We start from the raw sequence: 21,407 nt of genomic DNA on the forward strand, positions 1-21,407 counted from the left end.
GCGACAGCGAGCGGTCAGCGTCGCGTCAGGCCTCGCCGAGGTCGCGAAACATCGCGCGGTAGTCGTCGGACGACAGCGACTCGCCGAGCTCGTCGATGTCGGCGTCGAGGGCTTCGAGCCGCTCGACCAGATCGGCGTACGCCTCGTTCCCCTCGCGCTGGGCGGCTGGCTTCTGCGCGTTGAGCACCGCGCGCTTGCTCGCCAGCGCCGCGGCCTCCTGAATCATGTCGTCGTACTCGCTGCGAGCCAACAGCGTGTCGATCGCCGCCAGCAACTTCGAGCGGCTGACGGGCTTCGTGAGATACAGGTCGAACCCCATATCGATGATGTCGAAATCCGGTTCCACCGCGGTGACCATCGCGACGCGACAGTCGTACCCCGCCTCGCGGATGTGATCGAGCACGTCGTCACCGCTCCCGTCGGGGAGGCGTCGGTCGAGCAACACCACGTCGACCGTGCCGTCGACCTGATCGATCGCCTCGGCGGTGGTCTCGGCGAGGTCGACGTCGTATTGCGTTTCGAGGAAGCCGGCGTACAGCGCGGCGATGTCGGGCTCGTCCTCGACGACGAGGACCGAGGGATCGCTCACCGCCGATCACCGCCGGGGGCGACGGGGGACGCTTCACCGGGCATACAAGAAGGGGCGGCGTGTCGAGGAATAAACCTGTCGGCGTCCGTGCGGCCGGTCCGTCGGATCGTCTTTTATGTACTCCCGTCGCCAAAGGAGGGACGAATGTCAGAACTCGTCTCGACCGGGGTCGAGGGGCTCGACTCGATCCTCTCCGGCGGAATCACGGAGCGGTCGACGGTCCTCGTCTCCGGAAACCCCGGTACCGGCAAGAGTATCTTCGGGATCCAGTACCTTCACCACGGCGTCACCGAACACGACGAACGCGGCGTGTACGTCTCCTTCGAGGAGGACGAAGCGGACATCCGCGGCGCCGCGGAGTCGATCGGCCTGGAGGGATTCGGCGACCTCGTCGACAGCGGCGACATCGTCATCCTCGACAAACGCGAGATGCTGCGGGAGACCGACTTCTCGACGGCGGTCGACAAACTCCTCGACACGATCGAGGACGGCGACTTCGACCGACTGGTGCTCGACTCGCTGTCGATGTTCCAGCTCTTCTTCGACGCCGAACAGGAGAAGCGGACGTACCTCCTGAAGTTCTCCGACATCCTCAAGGCCAACGGCCTCACCTCGCTGCTCATCAACGAACAGGGCGCTGTGTTCCCGGACACCGAAGTCGGATTGGAGAACTTCCTCACCGACGGGAACATCTACTTCATCCAGACGCCGACCGACTCCGGGGTCAACCGCTACGTGTGGGTTGCCAAGATGCGGAAGCAGGACATCGACACCGACATCTTCCCGATGGAGATCGGCGAGGGGGGGATCACCGTCCACGAGCGAGCCGGCGGGTTCTCGATGATGGGACGGTCGGACGAGCCGTCGTTCTAACGCCCGGCGAAAAAGCGACAGGCGAACAGGAGGACGGATCAGGGACGAAGCGGACGAGAGGGCGGATCAGGGACGGAGACGGCGTCGCGGGAACGAGTGCGAACCGTTACTGTCCAGAGGAGAGGTCGCGCCACACGTCGTCGAGTCGGTTCTTCACCGCGGAGCGCTCCTCGACCTCGACGGTGAGCCCGTCGCGGAAGTCGACCTCGACTCCGTCGACCTTCCGGCGGTACACCTTCACCCGACGGTGCTCGTCCGAGAGCGGTCGGTCGTGGAGCTCCAAGAGGTCGGCCTCCTCCAGTTCGTTGATCCGACGGTAACACGTCGCGATCGGCACGTCAAGCTCGTCGCTCAGGTCCTGCGCGGACATCGCGTCGCCGGTCGCCGTCAGGATGTCCGTGTTGTACTTGTTGCCGAGCACCGTGATCAGATCGTCCCCCACCATTCACGTTATCGTTGTTGATTCTTGGAAGGTAAAAGGGTGCCGGTGATCGACACGGTTTGAGAATCCGGTTCGGCGGCGCGTCGGTCGCCGTAGCGGGGGTTAGCTCGACCCTGGCTATTCACCGGTGTTATCGCCGGTGATAGTCGCCACCGTAGATTTATACCCCGACTCCGGCCACAGCGTGTATGGAACTTATCGAGGGGTTGTATCTCGTGACGACCACCGTGTTGGCGGGGGCGAGCGCGACGCTGCTCGCGTTCGCGATCTCCGCGTACCGGTCGTCGGGGCGGACAGCGATGGCGTATCTCGCAGTCGGATTCGGCCTCATCGTCCTCGCCGCCGTGGCGACGCCCGTCGCCGCTTTCCGGACCTCCTTCGCGAACCCGCAGGCGCTGCTCCTCGTCAACACCGGCCTGATCGCGGGATCGATGGCGCTGGTCGCCGGGAGCCTCGCGGTGTACGAGCCCGGCACCCAGGAGTTCGTGATCCCCGACTCGGAGCTGACACGGATTCAGGACCGCTGAGGCGGCGCAGGCGCACAGGCGCCGCGATCGACACCGAAACCGGTCGACGCAGTAAGAATTCTTCGACGCTCACGCCCGCTCGCGTCAGAGCCGTGCCGCCGATCGCCCCTGATCGGGTCGCTCAGGCGGAGTACTCCCAGATCCAGCAACGATAATCCCATCTCGATGTCGTTGAACTATTCAGAAATTAGACTTCTGAATATAAGCCAAAAATCGCATGACTGCGGTCCCTTATCAACTTGAATAATCGGCACGGAGTCTTTAATAGGGAAATCCTACTCCATAGCGATAACGCCCGCCGGGCAGGCCGGGGGCCAACGCAACACACAATGTTCGAAACACTACTGGACGAGGAAGAGCGCGGTCAAGTGGGGATCGGGACCCTCATCGTGTTCATCGCGATGGTGCTGGTGGCGGCGATCGCCGCCGGCGTTCTGATCAACACGGCCGGGTTCCTTCAGACACAGGCGGAGGCGACAGGTGAAGAGAGTACGAGTCAGGTGAGCGATCGGCTGCAGGTCGTGAGTACCTCCGGGAACGTGTCCGATGACGGGTCCGGTATCCACAACGTTACCTTCGTTATGGCCAAGGCTCCCGGTGCCGGAAACGTCGACTTAGACGAGACCACGATCCAAGTTATTGGTCAGCAAGGGCAGAACAATACTCAGATAAGTAACCTCTACACGGAGGATATCCTCGACGTTAACAACAACGTTCTCACCGACAACAGCGATCGCGCCGCGGTCACCGTGAATTTCTCTGACCCCGGTGACTTCTCCAATTACAACAAGCTCAGTTCGGGCGAGGACCTCACCGTCACGTTCACGACGGCGTCGGGTGCCTCGACGACGAAGGAGATCCGCGTCCCGACTACGCTAACGGCTGAACAGGACTCCGTGAGGCTATAACAATGTTCGAAGCAATCACAAACGAGGAGCGCGGTCAGGTGGGGATCGGAACCCTCATCGTGTTCATCGCGATGGTGCTGGTGGCGGCGATCGCCGCCGGCGTCCTGATCAACACAGCCGGGTTCCTCCAGTCGCAGGCAGAGGCAACGGGTCAAGAGAGTACGGACCTCGTCTCCGAGCGCATCGACGTGACGAGTACGATCGGTGTCGTCGAAGACAGTGAAGGTACCACAGCATACGGTCAGAATATCGGTGACAACCCGCAGAACCTCTCCCAGATCCGGATCGGGGTCGCGGGTGCTGCCGGCGCTGACCAGATCGATCTGAACAAGACGACCATTCAGGCCGTCGGTCCGAACGGGCAGCGGACGCTGACCTTTGACGACACCATCACCGAAAACAGTGACCCGGGCGTGAGCGACATTAGCGATGACACATTTGGCGTCCAAAACAGTAGTGGAGAATTCATCGGCGCTGATAAGGCGGTCCTCAACTCGAGCAACTCGTTCACGGTCGTGCTCAATACAAATAAGGAGCCGCTCGGAAACAGCTCCGCTAACAATCCGTTCGGCGAGAGCGAGACCTCGTCGCTCGACATCGTCTCGCCGTCCGGTGCGACGACATCCGTCGAACTCACCGCGCCCGACCTGTTCAGCAACGAGGGCGAAGCGGTCAAGCTCTAACGAGCTTCGAATAGCCCCCTAACTGCTGTCCCGGCGGATCCGTCCGCCCGGAACACCTATTTTCTCGCGTCTCCACGACTACGCCATGAGTGACCACGAGGCACCGCCGGCTGACTCGGACGCGACGCCGGCCGATCCCGACGAGCTCGACTTCACCGACGACGAGAACGTCGTCGAGATCGGTGAGGGGCGGTACGTCGTCGGGACGAACGGCCGGCCGAACGTCCGTCGGTCGCAGCCGGACCGGTCTCCCTCCGACGAGACCGGCTTCACGTCCGCGGATCCGGCGAACCCGGCGGAGCGGCGACCGCCGGATCCGGGCGGCGGGCCGGAGGGCGGAAGGGCCGGTGGCGGAGCCGGCCAGCCGCGGAGAAGCGCTCCCACCGACCGCGCGCAGAGCGGTCACGCCGCTCCCGAAGTCGATCGCCAGTCGGTGAGCCGGTGGCTGGCGTCCTCCTTCGACGACGACGGGTTCACCTACGGGATCGACGCGACGCTCCACGTCGACGGCGACACCACCCGCCAGCGGATGGTCTCGAACGACGTGACGGCGACGTTCGACTCGCTGGTGTCGTGGTTCGCGTCGAACGCGGGCCCGAGTTCGCCGACGCCGGAGGCGCTCGGGCTCCTGCTCGTCGCGAGCGAGACGACCGCCGACGTGCCGCCGGTGGCGATCAAGCGGTTCGCGGCGAGCCAGGGGCTGACGGCGAGCGACAGTATCGGCGACCTCGTGCGCGCGGCGGAAGAGGCCGGCGGCTTCCGGATCGAGTGACCGGACCGGGCGTCACAACGCGAGGAGCAGCGCGGCGCCGAGCAGCGCGAACACCGCGTACAGCCCGACCATCACCTCGCGTTTCAGCGGGCTCCCGAGGGGCTCGGCGGTCAGGCGACGGATCGGCGGCAGGATCGCGATCCCGCCGAAGATTAGGGGGAAAGCCCCCGGACGCGGGACGAACGTGAGCGCGACGACGATCGTCCCGTACCCGAGGACGTAACACCCGCGGCGCCAGAGCTGCTCGCGGTCGGTGAGGTCCTCCGTCGGGACGAAGCCCGACCCGCCGTCGTCGTCGCCGTCGGCGCCGCCCTCGGACTCGGCCGCGACCTGCTGGGCCTGCCGCTGCACGTACTCGTCGAGCTCATCCGCGGCGTCCTCCGTCTGCGGGGCGCCGCACTCGACGCAGTAACGGGCCCCGTCGTCGAGCGACGAGTCGCACCGAGGACAGGTCTTCATCGTAGTGTGTACGGCAGACGGCCCGGATTAATTCTTCCGAAGAACGTCGCCCACCCGTCCCCGACTTTCGGGTTCCCTCTCCCAACCCCGCCGGCTCGAACCGGTTATCAACCGTAATATTCGAAGGCGTACGTTTTAATCCGTCACTCCCGCACGTCGACGCAGATGGACCCGCTGCAGCGGTATCGACCTCGCGAAGCGAGCGGCGACAACGGGTCTGACCCGTCCGACCGGTTCCCGTCCCTTCGGACCGAACGCCCGGACTCTCGGACCGTGACCGCGCCCAGTCGGAACTCCGGCGCGCGGCGGGGCGCCCGCTCTCGATCGCACGACCATGTCTGAACGCGCCGACGGAGCGCCGCTCCCCTTGCTGCTGGTCGTGCTGTGCGTCCTCGCCTCGGGGACCGGCGCAGCGGCGGGCCACGGACTCGACCGCGCCGACGGGACGGCGCCTCTCCACGCGGCGGGTGCGGACGGCTTCCACACGGTCGACGACGCGGACCGGAACCTCCGCTCGGGCGGGACGTTCTGGCAGGGACAGACGGTCGCGTTCGACGATCCGAACGAGACCGTCGAGGGCGACCGGTTGCACCTCCGGGAGTACGACCAAGAGATCGACGAACCGGGGACGCTCGTCCGCGAGTTCGAGGTCGACGGTCCGGTGCGGATAGACACGGCGGCGCTCAGCGGGACGTACGTCCTCGTCCCGGCGGGACAGCGGACAAAGGCGGTCGTGGTCGACAACGGGACGATCGCTGGAACCACCGACGTGGAGGCGGCGGCACCGTTCGAGGTGCTCGTACAGACGCTCGACGCGCGGTTGGTGGGGAGCGGCACCGGTAACGGGACCGTCGAGACGGACCTCGAACTGGAGCTGACATCCAACCGCGCCCGATACAACGTGAACGTCACCGCTCCGGGCCTGACGTTCGACGAACTGGAGTCGGCGTTCATCCGCGATCGCCTGCTCAGAGACCGTAACGCACCGCACGCCGACCGGCCGCCGATCGAACGCCGCGCCGACGGCTACGGGATGTACGCCGACGCCGACGTGATCGTCCTGCGCGGGTTCGCCGACGGGCGGCTCCGATCGGACTTCGGCGAGGCCGACTCGATCCCCCGCGCCGTCAGCGTCGAAGTGTCCGACACGGGCGTCACGGACACCGCGGAGATATCGGCGCGCGGCATCGAGACCGGTCCGTTCGAGATAACCGACGTCACCGCGCCGGGATCGGTCGACCCGGGCTCGACCGTGACGCTCTCCGCCACGGTCCGGAACCGGTGGAGTGCGACGAGCGAGCGGGCCGTGACGTTCCGGTTCGGTGACGGGGCGGAGACCGCGATCGAACCGTCTCTCTCCGGCGGCGCGTCGACCACCGTCTCCACGACCCTCTCGGCGCCGACCGAGCCCGGAGAGTACAAGTTCGTCGTCGATACCGACGGCGACTCGGCGAACGGGACGGTCACGGTGACTGACCCGAACGGCTCCGACGGCGCGTCGGACGGCGACGAGTCGGACGGTGACGACGAGAGCGACGAGGATGACGACGAGGGCGACGGGGACGGCAGCGACGACGGCGACGGCCCCATGGCGATCGACGTCGACCTCCGGCTGGGCACGGGAGCGCTGCTCACCATCCTGTCCGGGGCCGGCGTCGTCGCGTGGCGGCGTCGCTGAGGGTCGGGAAATTCGGCCGCTCCGATTATAGCGGGCGAGAACTGCACCCGATATGTTAAATTCTCTCGTTCGATACCTCGCCGTATCCGATGGATCTCGTCACGTCGACCGTCGGCGCCCCCGGTCCCCGCCGCCGCCTGCTGGTCGTTGGACTGCTGTTGTGCTGTACCGTCGGCCTGGCGGTGTCCGTCCCGTCGGGCGCGGCGCAGTCCGGCGCCAACGGCACCGTCGAGGGGACCGTCACCAACGCCGCCGCCGAGCCGATCGCGGGCGCGACGGTGACGGTCGACGGCCACCCGGACCTGACGAACACGACCGCCGAAAACGGGAGCTACGCGATCGACGGCGTTCCGTACGACGAACAGCGGCTGGTGGTGACCCACGACAAGTACGAGGAGCTGGGCACCGATGTCGCGGTGTCGACGACGAACTCCCCGGTGAGGGAAGACGTCACCCTGACGCGGAAGACGGGAACGGTGACTGGAACGATCGAGGGCGAGTTCGGTCCGATGGGGGGAGAGACGCTTCCCGGGGTCACCGTCACGGTCCGACACCACAACGGGACGGACCGAGAGATACTGGAAGCCACCGCTGGAGAGTACGACTGGCGCGTCGAGACCAACCAGAACGGCGAGTCCGTGATCGCGACCGAGACCCGCGACAACGGCCGGTACACGATCGATATCCCGACCGGAGACGTCACGGTCACCGCGACCCAGGACGGGTTCGAACCGGGAGAGGGGGAGGCGACGGTCCTGGACGACGGGACGGCCACCCGAAACGTCGATCTGGCTCCCGCTCTCACGACCGTCGACGGAACGGTCACCAACACGGAGGGGGAACCGATCGCGGGCGCGACGGTGTCCGTCGACGCGGACACCGCCATCTGGCCCGGCATCGGTCAGGGCGATCTGACGACAGAAACCGATGCGGACGGGAGCTACGAGATACCCGAGGTCCCCTCGACGACGACCGGCGGGCAGCGCGAGGTCAAGGCCGCCGCCGACACGTTCCAGACGGAGACGGCGTCGCTGTCGATCCCTAGCGAGAACGGGGTGACGCAGAACTTCGGTCTCGTCCACGTGGACAACGACATCGCGGGACGCGTCACCGACCGGGACGGGAACGGGCTGTACAACGTGTCGGTCCGGATCGAGGGCAGCGTGGACCGCACCGCGACCACCGGCCCGGACGGGCGGTACCAGCTCTCGGACGTCCCGTTCGGGACGCACACGATCGTCGCGGAGCACGCCGACTACGAGAGCCGGGAGCATCTCGTGGAGGTCGGGCGGACCGGAGAGCCGGAGACCGAACGGGACTTCGACCTGCCCCGCGCGACCGACGTGCGGCTGTCGGTGGACGACGTGTGGACGGACCTCGGACAGGCCACGGAGACGGTGACCGTCCAGTACACGTTCGACGAGGAAGTGGAAGACGAGGTGAACGTCGCGGTCGAGGGGGCGTCGTCGACGATCGACGACAGGACGGTGACCGTCGGCCACGAGCCCGACTCGCCGTACACGGAGACGTTCCAGTTGCCGCCCCGAAGCGAGATCGACGACGGCGACTACACCGCCGAAGTCAGCGCCCTCGGCGAGAACGCCTCGTCGTCGTTCGCGGTGTCGAACGTCTTCGAGAGCGGCACCGTCGAGTTCTCGCAGGACCGGTACCAGTCGCCCGCAGGCGACTTCGTCGTGGTCGACGTCACGATGGACGACTCGCTCGACGAGGCGTACCTCCTCGTCGGCGGCGACCGGGAGGCGGGGGAGCAAAGCCTCCAGAACCACCTCGACGTCCTGCACGTGACCGGCGACGCGTCGTTCGTGATCAACACCCGCCTCGTCGGGACCGACGCGCCCTCCGAGGACGTGTACATCCCGGTCTCCGACGGCGACGTGACGAGCTACGCGCACAGCATCGGCGCCGCGAGCGATCCGGACGCCGAGGGCGTGGACCCGGAGGGGACGTTCTCCGACGTGACGTTCCAGAACCACCGCGGCACCGAGGTGGCGGACACGCTCGCCGAGTTCCGCGACGAGGTCGGACTCACCGCGCGCGGGAGCCCCATTCAGGCCGGCCGATACCGCCTCGTCGCCGGCGCGACCGGAACCGTGATGCTCCGCGACGACGACGTCCCCGGTTTCCGGCACCCGGTCGACCGGTCGAACCTCGTCCTCACGCAGCCGGAGCTCGGCGAGGTGAACACGTACGTCCTCCCGCCCGGTCCTGCCGATCGACTGGACCGGTTCGACGAGGAGTCGGGACCGATGGGGCTCGGCGACATCGGGGCGCTCCGCGCCGACGCCACCGAGACCGACACGATCGCTCGCGGCGACCGGATCCTCGTCGAGGTCCGCGGGAGCGGGACCTTCGGCGCGCTTCTGGCGGGCGACACCGAACACCCCGCAATCAACGAGAACGCCGACTCCGGGGAGGGCGCCCCCGGAAACATCGACACCGAGCAGTTCGCGACGCTGCTCGAACGCCACGAGGGCGTCCACGCGGAGCTCACGCACCGGGCGCTCGGCGCACCCAACAACCCGGGATCAACGCTTCGGTTCACCGACGTCGCCAGCAGCGACCTCTACATACTCCCGGACGACAGCGCGTTCCAGTGGGAGAACGGCGACGCCGTCGGCGACGACCCCGTCGTCGGCGGTCTCTACTTCGTGATCGACACCCGCGGGTCGGACCCGTTCGACAACCAGCCCCGCGACGGCGACGAGCTCGCCTTCGAGATGGCGTACGAGTCCCCCGAAGACGAACGGTATCAGTTCGAGGACTACTCGCTCGCCGACGGAGAGCGGCCTGCCCCGTTCGACCCGGCCGTCGAGGAGACCAACGGACTCGAACACTACCCGTACTTCGGCGACGCCGACACGACGGTGCGGACGAACGACTCGTTCGTCTTCGAGGCCCCGTACGTCGAGTACCGGCAGACGGGTCTCGACAGGGAGCTGATGGTCCCGTCGAGCCAAGACGGAGTGATCGCCGGCAACACGAACATCGCTCCCAACTCGGACGTCACGGTCCAGCTGATCGCGAGCGATCGCCCCGAACCGACGACGATCACCGTCGAAGACGTCACCATCGACGAGGACGGGGGCTTCGAGGTCGTTCACGACTTCTCCGAGCTGGAGCCGGGCGAACGCGTCGAGGTCGAGTTCTACACTCCCGAACGGCTCGTCGGGAACAGGCTGCTGGACAAACGCGGCGCGATCGTGGTCGACGACCTCGACGATCCGGCCTACTTCGAGGTCAGCAACCTCACGGCGGAGACGACGGTCGCCCAGGGCGAGCGCTTGGACTCGATAGCGGGCGAGGTCACCAACACGGGCGAGATCGCCGACCGGCAGATGGTCGAGTTCGCCATCGACGGCGAGACCGTGACGGAGACATCGACGACGCTCGACAGCACGGAGTCGACGACGCTCGACCTCTCCGACCGGTTCGTCGTCCTCCCTCCGGGCCAGTACGAATACGCCCTCCGGACCGACAACGACGAGGAAACCGGGCGGCTGACCGTCACGGAGGGAGACAGCGAGAACGTCACCATGAGCGATCGGGACAACGAAACCGCCCAGACGGTGAGCGCGTCTCCGGACGACGGGGACGCAACGGACTCGGAGCCCGACGCCGGGGACGACTCGAACGGCGGTGAGGACGGTCCGGACGGCGACGACGCGCCGGCGACGTTCCTCCCCTTCGGCATCGGGACGCGGGAAACGTTCGGCGGGACGGTGCTCGTCGGGGCGACCTACCTCCTCGGGCACTGGGTGTGACCGTCGGACAGTGAGCGTGATCGGCCTCCCCGCACGCGATCCGTCCGCCATCCGTTCTCATCGCTGAGAACCGCGGGGGAGTCGTTAAGTGAACGCTGTCCCCCCTTCCAGGTAACCATGGCTACGCGCGTACTTATCGCGGACGACTCGGAGTTCATGCGGAACCTGCTCCGGGAGATCCTCGAAGGGGAGTTCGAGATCGTCGGCGAGGCCGAAAACGGCGTGGAAGCGGTCAACATGTACGATGAATACGGGCCCGACCTCGTGATGATGGACATCGTGATGCCGATCCGGGACGGTATCGAGGCGACGACGGAGATCCTCGAGGAGAACCCGGAGGCGACGGTGATCATGTGCACCAGCGTCGGGCAGGAGGAGAAGATGAAGGCGGCGATCAAGGCCGGCGCTGAGGGGTACATCACGAAGCCGTTCCAGAAGCCGAACGTGCTCGACGCCATCGGATCGGCGGTATAATGCGCGTCGACGTTCGGGCGCTCGGCGCCTGCAACCGGTTGGCGGAGCGGGGGGCCGGACAGGCCGCCGGCGCGCTCACCGACCTGACGGGCACGGACCTCTCCGTGGAGGTCACGGGTGCCAGCGTCGCCAGCGGCGAAGACCTCGCAGAGGCGTTCGCCGGCCGCGAGTCGATCGGCGTGAGCGTCGGGCTTCGCGGCGGGCTGGAAGGCGAGGCGGTGCTCGCGTTCGACGCGGACAACGTCGACGCCCTGCTCTCGCTGTTACCGGGCGGGTCGTCGATGGGGCGGAGCGCGGTGACGGAGGTCGGGAACATCGCGCTCGGCGGCTTCCTCGACGGGTGGGCGAACTACCTCGGGAAGGCGATCGACATGACGCCGCCCCGGTACTTCGAGGCCGACGGCGCCGCCGTCCTCCCCGACGGAGCGCTCGCCGGCGACGGCGTGTTCCTCTTCGAGAGCCGGCTGGACGCGACGACGACGGATCTCGACTTCTCGATCTACATGCTCCCCGACTCCGGGCAGTTCCGCGACCTCGTCGTGGGCAAGACCGCGCCGGCCGCGGCGCCGGGCGCCGACGGTGGGGCGGGGAACGACGGCACCGACAGCACCGCGGTCCCGTACGAGTCGCTGTCGACGTTCGCGTCGCTGGCGAAGCGGGGCTCCGCGAACGCCGCCGACAACATCGCGATGATGACCGGGCTCGACACGAACGTCGACGTGAGCCGGCTGCGGTTCGTCCCGCTGGCGGACGTGCCAGCCGAGGTCGGCGTCGAGCCGCACGCGGGGACCGTCTTCGAGCTTCAGGGGGAGCCGAGCGGCTACCTCGCGATCCTCTTCGAGGAGGAGTCCGCGGCGAAGATCGCGGCCTCGATGCTCCCCAGCGAGCCGGACGAGCCGCTCGGTGGGATGGCCGAGAACGCGCTCTGCGAGCTCGGGAACGTGATGACGAGCGGGTTCATCGACGGCTGGGCGAACGTGCTCGGCACCTCGATCAGCCACTCGCCGCCGGAGTTCGTCCACGACATCGGCTCGGCCACGATCAGTCCGCTGGTCGCCAAGCTGAGTCGACGGCAGGACTACGGGTTCGTGATCGACGCCGCGATCCAGACGGAGGGTGTCCAGACCCGGTGTGACGTGTACGCCCTCCCGGACGAGCGCGAACTGGCGCGGGCGCTCGACCGTCTCTCCGAGTCGTGAGCCACCACCGGTCGTCCCGCGGGGGAGAGCTCTCTCGGGAACGTGACTCGGGGCGGATCAAGGTCGGCGTCAGCGACCTGTCAGTCGCGACCGACGGGGAAACGCTGACGACGAGCGGCCTCGGCTCGTGCGTCGCCGTGGCGCTCGTCGACGGGTCGACCGGCGTTCGGGGGCTGTTACACGCGATGCTGCCGAACGGCACCGAGTCCGAGACCGGCATCGAGCGGCCGGGCAAGTACGTCGACACCGGCATCAAGAGGCTGATCGAGGAGCTGGAGGCCGCGGGCGCGTCGCCCCGTCGGCTCGAGGCGCGCGTCGCCGGCGGCGCGGAGATGCTCGATCTGACGGACGCGATCGGGCCACGGAACGTCGCGCGCGCCGAGCAGTGCCTCGACGCGGCCGGGATTCCGGTGGTCGAACGCGCCGTCGGCGACGACGTCGGGCGGACCGTCCGGTTCAGGGCCGACGGGCGGCTGGTGGTCCGGGCGGCCGACGGGTTCGAACGGACGCTTTGAGGAGTCCATCCGGAAACCGCCGGGAAAGCGTCGCCGGAGCTTCGTTGTGGCGGTGTCTTCTCACAGCTGATATTTTGAGGGGTGAATTGAAGTGTGTTCTGGGGGTGGTATTCGGTAATGGGCCTCGAACTACCGGTGTGGGGAGCTCCGGCCGCCGCATGGATAGTCGCCACGCTGGGGCTCGTCGGTGCGAGCGTCCTCGACAGATTTCTCGACGATGACGGCTCCGACGACGACGATTCCGGAGGCATGGGCGGCGACGACGATCCCTTCGGCGGCGGGATGGGCGGTGGCGGCGGAATGGGTGGAATGGGCGGCGGCGGTGGCGGCGGAATGGGCGGCGACGACTTCGACGAGTTCGACGGGATGGACGAGTGGGACGACGAGTTCGACGACGGCGGCGGTGGCGGCGCCGGCGCCGACACCGACGAACTGGAGAAGCGGCTCGACGACCTGGAGAACGAAGTCGCCTCGCTCTCGTCGACCGTCTCGACGGTCCGCTCGGAGAACGAAGAGATATCGACCGCCGTCGACGACATCGAGGAGGACGTGCGGAACCTCCTCGACATCTACGAGATGGTCACCCGCGGTATCAACCCGTTCGTCGACGACTCCAGCGGCTTCGACGGCGTCGACGGCGGCGGTGAGGGCTCGTTCGGCCTCTTCGACGACGAGGAGGGCGAGGACGCGGGCGACGACGACCTCGACGACGACGTCGCGAACGCGGACGCAGACGGGTTCTTCGACGACGACCTGCTCGACGACGATTTCGAGGACGACGACGAGTTCGCCGAGCTGGACGAGGAACCGGGCGACGAGCACACGGACGACGGCGACCCCGCCGACGCCGCGTCCGAGACCGCGGCGGCGGACGACGGTGACGACATGAACGACGATGGAAAGAGCTTCAGCGAGCTGAAAGAGGAGTACGACGCCGGGGAGGCCGACTGGGCCGACGAGGACGGCGCCGAAACGGACGCGGGCGCGGACGACGACCCGTTCGACGACGGGGGCGACTCGTTCGACGAGGAGCTCGGCGACGAGGCGGATCCCTTCGACGACGAGCCCGACGACGGCGTCGACGCCTTCGACGACGGGATGGACTCGTTCGACGACGAGCCCGTCGACGACGGCCCGGCGACGAACGGGCACGAGCCGGAGCCGGAACCCGAGCCGGAGCCGGAACCCGATCGCTCGCGCGGCCGGCAACCCGGCGGCGACCCCGCCGAGGCGAACGGCGGCGGCTTCGAGTACGTCCAGCAGGACGACCTCTCGGGAACCCGCGGCAAGCCGTACCTCACGGAGCTCCCCGGCGACTACGTCGGCGACCTCCTCGTGATGGAGTGGCTGGAGTTCCTCGTCTCCGAGAGCGACGTCACCGACGCGGTGCGCGCGATCAACTACTACGAGCGCATCGAGTGGGTCGGCCCCGACGCGGCCGCGCGCCTTCGCGACTTCCTCTCCGGCTTCGGCACGATCGACCGCAACCTCGTCGACCGGCCGGGGACCGACCGACTGGTCCGCGAACACCACACGCGCAGCCTCCGATACGTGACCCAGCTCAACGGGACGAGCGGTCACCTGCTGCTGCTCGACCGCTGGGACGACCTCGCCGGCGGCTCGCTGGTCGGCGGCGGTCCGCCGCGGGCCGGTTCGGGCCGCGGGGGACGCGGAGGGCACGGTCGGCGCGAGGGCGGACGCGACCGCCGCGCGCCCGACCGCCGCAACGGTCGACGCGAGGAGCGCGGCGGCGACCGCGATCAGCGCGTGAGCGAGAACGGCCACGGGGACGAAGCGGGGCGGCGGGACGACCAGCCGGCCGGCCGAGACGGCCACGACGACCGTCGCGGCTCCGAGGGGCGCGAGCGCAACGGGAGCTCACCGCGCCCGATGAACGACCCGAACCCGCGTTCCGACCGCGCCGACCCGGCCGACGGAGGGTGGGGCGATGGGCGTTAGCGTCTCGGCGTCGACGGCCATCATCGTCGCGGGGTTGTTCTTCGCGTTCACGACGTTCTACCCCGTCGCGGCCAACGGATTCGACCGCGTCAGCGACGCGCAACACGGCATGAACGAGCGCGCGCTCGAGCGGCAGAACACGGCGTTTTCGGTGTCGAACGCGACGTACGACAACACGAATCTCACCGTCACCGCCACCAACGACGGCTCCCTCGGCCTCGTCGCGGGCGACGCGACGCTGCTCGTCGACAACGAGTACGTCGACGTAGGGGGAGCGAACGCGACCACGAGCGTCGAGGGCGACGGCGATACGGAGCTGTGGCTCGGCGGGGAAACGCTGACCATCACGGTCAACAAGGCCGACCTCTCGACCGACGTGGTCGCCGGCGAGACCCGCGTCGTCCTCGTCGTCGAATCGGGCGTCCGCGACAGCGCGGAGGTGAGCGCGTAGATGGCGAGCGTCCCCGTCTCTCACCTCATCCTGTTCATCGCGAGCCTCGTGATCGCCGCCGGCGTGGTCGGGACGATCACCACGGGGGTCGACCGCGTGAGCGCGGCGGTCGACGACGCCGGGTTGGACGCGACCGAGACGCTCCGGACCGACGTGACGATCATCTCCGACGCGAGCGCGGGGGTGTACAACGTCAACGATCAGCACAACGTGACGCTTCTGATAAAGAACACCGGAACCTATCGGCTCGCACCCGACGGATCGGACCTCGACGTCGTCTTCGACGGTCGGTACGTCCCGCCGAGCGCGATCGACGGCAAACTCGTGTCCGCCGACGCGGGGGCGGCGTGGAGGCGGGGCGACGTGTTGCGGCTCACGATCAACACGAACGCGCTCGAGGGGACGAGCGGCGGCCTCGACGACGGCGACCACCGGGTGTACGTCACCGCCAACGGTGACGAGGAGCTGTTCCAGTTCCGCGTGGGTGGAGGCAACTGAGATGCCACACGACAATCTGCTCTCGCTCGGACTCGGGGAGCGCGACCGGCTGAACAAGGAGCTCGGCGGGGGGATCCCCCGCGGCAGCATCGTCCTGATGGAGGGCGACTACGGGGCCGGCAAAAGCGCCATCTCCCAGCGGTTCGCCTACGGGCTCGTCGAGGAGGGCGCGTCGGTGACGATGATGTCGACGGAGCTCACCGTCCGCGGGTTCATCGACCAGATGCACTCGCTGGAGTACGACATGGTGAAGCCGCTCCTCCAGGAGGAACTGCTCTTTCTCCACGCCGACTTCGACTCCGGCGGGGCGTTCTCCGACACCGACGGCGAGCGCAAGGAGCTGCTCAAGCGCCTGATGAACGCGGAGGCGATGTGGAACTCCGACGTCGTCTTCCTCGACACGTTCGACGCCATCTTCCGGAACGACCCGACCTTCGAGGCGTTGGTCCGGAAAAACGAGGAGCGACAGGCGGCCCTGGAGATCATCTCCTTCTTCCGGGAGATCATCTCGCAGGGGAAGGTGGTGGTGCTCACCGTCGACCCCTCGGCCGTCGACGACGACGCGATCGGCCCGTTCCGGTCGATCGCCGACGTGTTCCTCGAGCTGGAGATGATCGAGGTCGGCAGCGACATCCGCCGCCAGATCAACGTGAAGCGCTTCGCGGGGATGGGCGAACAGGTCGGCGACACGATCGGCTTCTCGGTCCGGTCGGGAACCGGAATCGTCATCGAGAGCCGGAGCGTCGCCTAGACATATGGGCGAGCCGACGCACAGTCGTCCCGACGGCCGGGACGCGACCGATCCGACAGGAGACACGGAGTAGACCATGACCGAACACGGCACAGCGAAACCGTCGGAAGAGCTCCGGAAGGCCGCCATGCGACGACCTCACCTCCGCGAGCACCTGCGGGAGTTCAAACAGATCACCGGGGAGTTCCCGCAGTTCATCGAGGAGCCGAAAGACGAGTACGAGTCGAACCGCCCGAACGTCATCTATCCGGTCGGCGGACCGATCTACAGCCACATCTACGGCGACCTCGGGCAGGACACCAAGTACTACGCCATCGAGCCGGAGGTCTCGGGGCCGCAGGCGGAGGTCCTCAACGAGGTGAAAAACCGCCTGCTCGCGGTGAGCGGCCAGCACAGCGCCCCCGGCAGCGAGGCCGAGTACGACGACCTCATCGAGGAGCTGTTGGAGGAGGTCACCCACATCGACGAGCAGAATCAGGGGTTCCGCGGCAGCCTCTCGAAGGTGCTCAACATGGGGAAGCTGTCGGTCACCGAGGAGACGTACGATAACATCCGCTACCGCCTCAACCGCGACATCGTCGGTCTCGGCCCGCTCGAGCCGGTGATGCGCGACCCGGCCAACGAGGACATTCACGTCATCGGGCCCAAGGAGTGCCACGTCGACCACGGGACGTACGGGATGCTGGAGACGACCGTCGACTTCGGCACGCCACAGGAGTTCGACAACTGGCTGCGCAACATGGGTGAGCGGATCGGCGACCCGCTCTCCGACTCCGACCCCATCGTCGACTCCACGCTGCCCGACGGGTCGCGTATCAACATCATCTACTCCGACGACGTGTCGCTGAAGGGCTCCTCGCTCACGATCCGGCAGGGCGAGGAGGTGCCGCTGTCGATCAACCAGATCACCAACTGGGGGACGCTCTCGCCGGAGCTGGCGGCGTACCTCTGGCTCTGTCTGGAGAACGAGCAGACGGTGTTCGTGGTCGGGGAGACGGCGTCCGGAAAGACGACGACGCTGAACGCCATCCTCTCGTACATCCCGGACGACTCGAAGATCTACACCGCGGAGGACACCGCCGAGGTCATCCCGCCGCACAGCACCTGGCAGCAGCTGTTGACCCGCGAGGGGGGCGGCGAGGGCTCCTCGGACGTGGACATGTTCGACCTCGTCGCCGCCGCGCTGCGGTCGCGCCCCGACTACATCATCGTGGGCGAGGTGCGTGGCGCCGAGGGGCGCATGGCGTTCCAGGCGGCCCAGACCGGCCACCCCGTGATGCTGACGTTCCACGCGTCCGACATCGTCTCGATGATCCAGCGGTTCACCTCCGAGCCGATCAACGTCCCGGAGACGTTCATGGACAACGCCGACGTGGCGCTGTTCCAGAACCGGGTGAAGCAGGGGGACGACGTGCTCCGTCGGGTGACGAGCGTCCAGGAGATCGAGGGGTACTCCAAGGAGATGGAGGGGGTCGTCACCCGCGAGGTGTTCAGCTGGGACCCCGTCGAGGACGAGATCGTCTTCCAAGGGATGAACAACTCCTACGTGCTCGAGGAACAGATCGCGACGCTGCTGGGGTACGCCGACACCCGTGACATCTACGACGACCTGGAGTTCCGCGCGGAGCTGATAAACCGGATGATTCAGGAGGGAATCTTGGGCTACCACGAGGTGAACGACGCGATCAACTCCTTCCAGCGCGACGGCGTCGAGGGGCTTCCCTTCGACATGCACCGGAACGTCAGATAGCCATGGCGGTGAAGGAGGTCGGCAACGGACTCGCGACGGCCGCGGAGCTGACCTCGGCCGTGATGGAGTCGTACGACAAGCTCGACATCTCGAAGCGGAAGTACGTCGGGCTCGTGTTGATCCCGGCGGTGCTCGTGTTCGCCGCGAGCGTCGTCGGGCTGTTCGTCCTCCCGCTGCCGTTGGCCGCGCGGGTTCCGATCCCGATGTTCGGCGGGCTCGTCGTGGTGTCGGCGGTGATCTACCCGAAGATCTACCTCTCCAGTCTGGAGACGCAGATCGACAACCAGCTCCACCTCGTGATGACGCATATGACCGTGCTGTCGACGACGAACATCGACCGCATGGAGGTGTTTCGGACGCTGGCGAAAGAGGAGGAGTACGGCGTCGCGGCCGAGGAGATCGGCCGCGTCGTCCACCTCGTCGACACCTGGAACCAGAGCCTCGACGACGCGTGTCGCCGGCGGGCCGAGGAGGTCCCCTCCGACGCGATGGCCGACTTCTTCGACCGGCTCGGCTACACGATGGGGGCGGGCCAGTCGTTAGAGGAGTTCCTCGTCTCCGAGCAGGACGTCATGTTAGCCAAGTACGAGACGGTGTACGAGTCCTCGCTGGCGAACCTGGAGGTGATGAAGGACCTGTACATGTCGATGATCCTCTCGATGACGTTCGCCCTCGTCTTCGCGATCGTGCTCCCGATCCTCACCGGGAACGACCCGACCGCGACGGTGGCGGCGGTCATCGTCCTCTTCGTCTTCGTCCAGCTCGGCTTCTACGCGATGATCCGGGCGACCTCCCCGTACGACCCGATCTGGTTCCACCCCGACGAGCGCGCCCCCGGCGACCTGAAGCTCTGGGCGTCGCTCGGGATCGGCGGCGGGCTCTCCTTCCTCATCATCGGGATCACGGCCGCCGGGATGTTCGGATACGGCCCGGGGCTCCCGGGGCTGCTCTTCTTCCTCGACGACGTGCGGCTCCCGCTGTACCTCGCGGTGCCGATATCGCCCCTCATTATCACCGGCGTCGTCCTCCGCACCGAGGAACAGGCGATCACGGCCCGCGACGGGGAGTTCCCCTCCTTCGTCCGCGCGCTCGGCGCGACCGAGAGCGCCAAGCAGTCGACGACGACGGACGTGTTGACCACGCTGCGCGACAAGAACTTCGGCGCCCTCTCGCCGTCGATCGAGCGGCTCTACCGCCGGCTCAACATGCGTATCAGCACCGAGGGCGCGTGGGAGCAGTTCACCTACGACACCCGGTCGTACCTCATCCAGAAGTTCTCCGAGATGTACCTCGTCGGGCGGCAGATGGGCGGGGACCCGAAGATGCTCGGCGAGCTGATCTCGAAGAACATGAACGCCGTCAACCAGCTCCGCGAGCAGCGTCGGCAGGCGGCGATGACCTTCATCGGCCTGCTGTACGGGATCACGGCGGCGGCGACGTTCGCCTTCTTCATCGGGCTGGAGGTCGTCGCGATCTTGGCGGACCTGACCGCCGACTTCGGCCTCGACCAAATGGATATGGCCCAGATCGTCTACCCCGGGGCGTACGACATCCCCCTCATCGAGTACCTGCTGCTCACGGTCGTCCTCTTCAACGCCGCGCTCTCCTCGCAGATGATCCGGCGGATCGACGGCGGGAACCCCGCGAACGGCTACATCCACTTCGTGCTGCTGACGTGGCTCGGCGCGGGGACGGCGATCGCGACCCGGACGCTGGTGAACGCGATCTTGACGATTTAGGCGGTGATTCGTTTATAAATGGTCGCTGATGACGTTGCGGTGAACATCTCTAAAGCCCCAGTCGCGACGACTCGCGCGGCTCGCTGCGCGCTTCAGTCGCTCACTTCGTTCGCTCCCTGCAGTGCTTACGTCGCCGTGCTTCGCCCTCGCGACTGCCCCTTTGAGTCCCACCCGCCCCGCACAGCACCGCACCTCACACCTCCCCAACCTCGTCGCGGCCGCCTTTGGCGGCCGCGGGCTCCCTCGCACGCGCTCCTCGCGCCCTTATCAAGGCGCTCGGAGGCGTGCGCCACCGTACTTCCTGTTTATAACGATCTCCCGATCTACCGCTCGAACAGCGTCGGCTCGTCGACCTCGGCGTCCGCCGCCTCGCGCCACGAACGCGCGGGCGTCCAGCCGAACAGCCGCTCCGCCTTCGCGATCGCGTACGCGCCCCGGTCGTCGCCCTCGGCGAGCGCGCTCCCGTCGATTTCGCAGTCTGCCGGAACCGCGCCGTACGCCTCCCGTAACAGATCGAGCAGGGGCCGCCCGAGCGCGTTGTCGGCGGCAACGCAGTTGACCGCCTCGTGGGCGCCGGGCGTCACGGCCGGGTCCGATCCTCCCGTCCCCGTGAGGGCGGTGACGACGAGGTCGGCGACGTCGCGGGCGTCGACGTACGACCAGAAGTTGCCGGCGCCGGCGTCGAGGTCGCCGACGTACTCGTCGCTCCGGCAGGCGTACGCGCCGGGGAACTGGATCCACGACGGGCGGATCGACACGGCCGGGACGCTCTCGCGACGCGCCACCGCGCCGGCGGCCGCCTCCGCGGTCACCTTCGAGAGGCCGTACGGGTCCTCGGGCCGGAGAGGGTGCCCCTCGGTGATCGGAAGCTCGTCCGGGAACGGCGTCGGATCGGCGAAGAAGAAGCCGTACGCGCCGTCGCTCGACGCCTGCACGATCCGGGCGTCGGCGCGGCCGGCGGCGTCGAGGACGTTCTTCGCGGCGTGGACGTTCGTCTCGAACACCCGACCGTCGGGATGGGTACCGGCGACGGGGATCGCGGCCCAGTGGACGACCGCGTCGGGGTCCACGGCGTGGACGGTGTCGAGCGCCTCGCCGCGGTCGGCGAGGTCAGCCGCGCGGAACGAGACGTGCGGGGCCGGGTCGACGTCGGGTCCGGGGTGGTCGTAGTCGACGACGACCACCTCGTAGTCGTCCGCGAGCCGGTCGACGATCCAGCGACCGGAGGCGCCGCGGCCGCCGGTGACGAGGACGGTCTCCATGCGTTTGGGTCGGCGGGGCGAGAGAAAAGCGCACCGACGCGGTCGGGGAGCCGTACCCCGGCTCCGGCAGGCTTTAACGCACCGAGAAGTAACTCA

Annotated in this window: 20 protein-coding genes; 16 read left to right on the top strand and 4 right to left on the bottom strand. The window is 67.4% G+C overall.

The window, feature by feature from the left end; translation table 11 throughout:
• Positions 1-25: 25 nt before the first annotated feature.
• Complete coding sequence (locus ACT4MF_RS11235) at positions 26-589, bottom strand: HalX domain-containing protein (RefSeq protein WP_099253832.1); 564 nt, start codon at positions 587-589, stop codon at positions 26-28.
• Positions 590-733: 144 nt separating this feature from the next.
• Here ACT4MF_RS11235 and ACT4MF_RS11240 point away from each other — a divergent pair, with 144 nt between their 5' ends.
• Positions 734-1,462 (top strand): RAD55 family ATPase, encoded by a 729-nt coding sequence (locus tag ACT4MF_RS11240; RefSeq protein WP_099253833.1) that lies wholly within the window; start codon positions 734-736, stop codon positions 1,460-1,462.
• A 106-nt stretch (positions 1,463-1,568) separates the two neighbouring features.
• Here the strand turns inward: ACT4MF_RS11240 and ACT4MF_RS11245 are convergent, their stop codons facing one another.
• Positions 1,569-1,907, bottom strand: a complete 339-nt coding sequence (locus ACT4MF_RS11245) for a helix-turn-helix domain-containing protein (RefSeq protein ID WP_008847358.1) — start codon at positions 1,905-1,907, stop codon at positions 1,569-1,571.
• A gap of 185 nt (positions 1,908-2,092) precedes the next feature.
• Here ACT4MF_RS11245 and ACT4MF_RS11250 point away from each other — a divergent pair, with 185 nt between their 5' ends.
• The 4 genes from ACT4MF_RS11250 (at position 2,093) to ACT4MF_RS11265 (ending at position 4,794) form a co-directional block, all read left to right on the top strand.
• Positions 2,093-2,431 carry a hypothetical protein gene (locus ACT4MF_RS11250; RefSeq protein ID WP_444682673.1) on the top strand — a complete coding sequence of 113 codons (339 nt, stop codon included), beginning with the start codon at positions 2,093-2,095 and terminating at the stop codon, positions 2,429-2,431.
• A 329-nt stretch (positions 2,432-2,760) separates the two neighbouring features.
• Positions 2,761-3,339 (top strand): flagellin, encoded by a 579-nt coding sequence (locus tag ACT4MF_RS11255; protein ID WP_444682674.1) that lies wholly within the window; start codon positions 2,761-2,763, stop codon positions 3,337-3,339.
• 2 nt (positions 3,340-3,341) lie between these two features.
• On the top strand, positions 3,342-4,022 hold the full coding sequence (locus ACT4MF_RS11260) for a flagellin (RefSeq protein ID WP_444682675.1): 681 nt from the start codon (positions 3,342-3,344) through the stop codon (positions 4,020-4,022).
• Positions 4,023-4,107: 85 nt separating this feature from the next.
• Positions 4,108-4,794, top strand: a complete 687-nt coding sequence (locus ACT4MF_RS11265) for a DUF7500 family protein (protein WP_444682676.1) — start codon at positions 4,108-4,110, stop codon at positions 4,792-4,794.
• 12 nt (positions 4,795-4,806) lie between these two features.
• On the opposite strand, the gene ACT4MF_RS11270 is transcribed toward ACT4MF_RS11265, so the two are convergent.
• Entirely contained in the window at positions 4,807-5,253 is a 447-nt protein-coding gene (locus ACT4MF_RS11270; RefSeq protein WP_444682677.1) for a zinc-ribbon domain-containing protein, read from the bottom strand.
• Positions 5,254-5,587: 334 nt separating this feature from the next.
• Between ACT4MF_RS11270 and ACT4MF_RS11275 the strand changes: the two genes are divergently transcribed.
• From ACT4MF_RS11275 to arlJ, 11 genes are all read left to right on the top strand, one after another.
• Positions 5,588-6,931, top strand: a complete 1,344-nt coding sequence (locus tag ACT4MF_RS11275) for a CARDB domain-containing protein (RefSeq protein WP_444682678.1) — start codon at positions 5,588-5,590, stop codon at positions 6,929-6,931.
• A gap of 89 nt (positions 6,932-7,020) precedes the next feature.
• Positions 7,021-10,713: a carboxypeptidase-like regulatory domain-containing protein gene (locus tag ACT4MF_RS11280; protein WP_444682679.1), complete on the top strand. Its 3,693-nt coding sequence runs from the start codon at positions 7,021-7,023 to the stop codon at positions 10,711-10,713.
• 117 nt (positions 10,714-10,830) lie between these two features.
• Positions 10,831-11,187, top strand: coding sequence for a chemotaxis protein CheY (gene cheY / locus ACT4MF_RS11285; RefSeq protein ID WP_444682680.1), 357 nt, complete (start codon positions 10,831-10,833; stop codon positions 11,185-11,187).
• A complete protein-coding gene (locus tag ACT4MF_RS11290; protein WP_444682681.1) occupies positions 11,187-12,386 on the top strand; it encodes a chemotaxis protein CheC in 1,200 nt (399 codons plus the stop codon). The genes cheY and ACT4MF_RS11290 overlap by 1 nt, the downstream gene beginning before the upstream one ends.
• On the top strand, positions 12,383-12,901 hold the full coding sequence (locus tag ACT4MF_RS11295) for a chemotaxis protein CheD (protein ID WP_444682682.1): 519 nt from the start codon (positions 12,383-12,385) through the stop codon (positions 12,899-12,901). The genes ACT4MF_RS11290 and ACT4MF_RS11295 overlap by 4 nt, the downstream gene beginning before the upstream one ends.
• Before the next feature lie 117 nt (positions 12,902-13,018).
• Positions 13,019-14,860, top strand: a complete 1,842-nt coding sequence (locus ACT4MF_RS11300) for a FlaD/FlaE family flagellar protein (RefSeq protein ID WP_444682683.1) — start codon at positions 13,019-13,021, stop codon at positions 14,858-14,860.
• A complete protein-coding gene (gene arlF / locus ACT4MF_RS11305) occupies positions 14,850-15,311 on the top strand; it encodes an archaellum stator protein ArlF (RefSeq protein ID WP_099256129.1) in 462 nt (153 codons plus the stop codon). Before ACT4MF_RS11300 ends, arlF begins: the two co-directional genes overlap by 11 nt.
• On the top strand, positions 15,312-15,809 hold the full coding sequence (gene arlG, locus ACT4MF_RS11310) for an archaellum stator protein ArlG (protein WP_099256130.1): 498 nt from the start codon (positions 15,312-15,314) through the stop codon (positions 15,807-15,809). It begins immediately after the preceding gene.
• A gap of 1 nt (position 15,810) precedes the next feature.
• On the top strand, positions 15,811-16,560 hold the full coding sequence (gene arlH / locus ACT4MF_RS11315) for an archaellum protein ArlH (RefSeq protein WP_099256131.1): 750 nt from the start codon (positions 15,811-15,813) through the stop codon (positions 16,558-16,560).
• 76 nt (positions 16,561-16,636) lie between these two features.
• Entirely contained in the window at positions 16,637-18,310 is a 1,674-nt protein-coding gene (gene flaI, locus ACT4MF_RS11320; protein WP_099256132.1) for an archaellum flagellar ATPase motor FlaI, read from the top strand.
• A gap of 2 nt (positions 18,311-18,312) precedes the next feature.
• Positions 18,313-20,049: an archaellar assembly protein ArlJ/FlaJ gene (gene arlJ, locus ACT4MF_RS11325; RefSeq protein WP_099256133.1), complete on the top strand. Its 1,737-nt coding sequence runs from the start codon at positions 18,313-18,315 to the stop codon at positions 20,047-20,049.
• A gap of 323 nt (positions 20,050-20,372) precedes the next feature.
• Here arlJ and ACT4MF_RS11330 read toward each other — a convergent pair whose 3' ends face one another.
• Positions 20,373-21,311, bottom strand: coding sequence for an NAD-dependent epimerase/dehydratase family protein (locus tag ACT4MF_RS11330; protein WP_444682684.1), 939 nt, complete (start codon positions 21,309-21,311; stop codon positions 20,373-20,375).
• Between the last annotated feature and the right edge of the window lie 96 nt (positions 21,312-21,407).

The sequence above is a fragment of the Halorubrum sp. FL23 genome (genome assembly GCF_052439115.2).
Lineage (GTDB): Archaea > Halobacteriota > Halobacteria > Halobacteriales > Haloferacaceae > Halorubrum > Halorubrum persicum.

Coding starts and splice junctions, on each gene's coding strand:
- ACT4MF_RS11280 (WP_444682679.1), top strand. CDS start 7,021: ATGGATCTCGTCACGTCGACCGTCGGCGCCCCCGGTCCCCGCCGCCGC.
- ACT4MF_RS11270 (WP_444682677.1), bottom strand. CDS start 5,253: ATGAAGACCTGTCCTCGGTGCGACTCGTCGCTCGACGACGGGGCCCGT.
- ACT4MF_RS11300 (WP_444682683.1), top strand. CDS start 13,019: ATGGGCCTCGAACTACCGGTGTGGGGAGCTCCGGCCGCCGCATGGATA.
- ACT4MF_RS11260 (WP_444682675.1), top strand. CDS start 3,342: ATGTTCGAAGCAATCACAAACGAGGAGCGCGGTCAGGTGGGGATCGGA.
- arlG (WP_099256130.1), top strand. CDS start 15,312: ATGGCGAGCGTCCCCGTCTCTCACCTCATCCTGTTCATCGCGAGCCTC.
- ACT4MF_RS11245 (WP_008847358.1), bottom strand. CDS start 1,907: ATGGTGGGGGACGATCTGATCACGGTGCTCGGCAACAAGTACAACACG.
- ACT4MF_RS11275 (WP_444682678.1), top strand. CDS start 5,588: ATGTCTGAACGCGCCGACGGAGCGCCGCTCCCCTTGCTGCTGGTCGTG.
- arlH (WP_099256131.1), top strand. CDS start 15,811: ATGCCACACGACAATCTGCTCTCGCTCGGACTCGGGGAGCGCGACCGG.
- ACT4MF_RS11330 (WP_444682684.1), bottom strand. CDS start 21,311: ATGGAGACCGTCCTCGTCACCGGCGGCCGCGGCGCCTCCGGTCGCTGG.
- ACT4MF_RS11250 (WP_444682673.1), top strand. CDS start 2,093: ATGGAACTTATCGAGGGGTTGTATCTCGTGACGACCACCGTGTTGGCG.
- arlF (WP_099256129.1), top strand. CDS start 14,850: ATGGGCGTTAGCGTCTCGGCGTCGACGGCCATCATCGTCGCGGGGTTG.
- ACT4MF_RS11255 (WP_444682674.1), top strand. CDS start 2,761: ATGTTCGAAACACTACTGGACGAGGAAGAGCGCGGTCAAGTGGGGATC.
- ACT4MF_RS11240 (WP_099253833.1), top strand. CDS start 734: ATGTCAGAACTCGTCTCGACCGGGGTCGAGGGGCTCGACTCGATCCTC.
- ACT4MF_RS11290 (WP_444682681.1), top strand. CDS start 11,187: ATGCGCGTCGACGTTCGGGCGCTCGGCGCCTGCAACCGGTTGGCGGAG.
- arlJ (WP_099256133.1), top strand. CDS start 18,313: ATGGCGGTGAAGGAGGTCGGCAACGGACTCGCGACGGCCGCGGAGCTG.
- flaI (WP_099256132.1), top strand. CDS start 16,637: ATGACCGAACACGGCACAGCGAAACCGTCGGAAGAGCTCCGGAAGGCC.
- ACT4MF_RS11265 (WP_444682676.1), top strand. CDS start 4,108: ATGAGTGACCACGAGGCACCGCCGGCTGACTCGGACGCGACGCCGGCC.
- cheY (WP_444682680.1), top strand. CDS start 10,831: ATGGCTACGCGCGTACTTATCGCGGACGACTCGGAGTTCATGCGGAAC.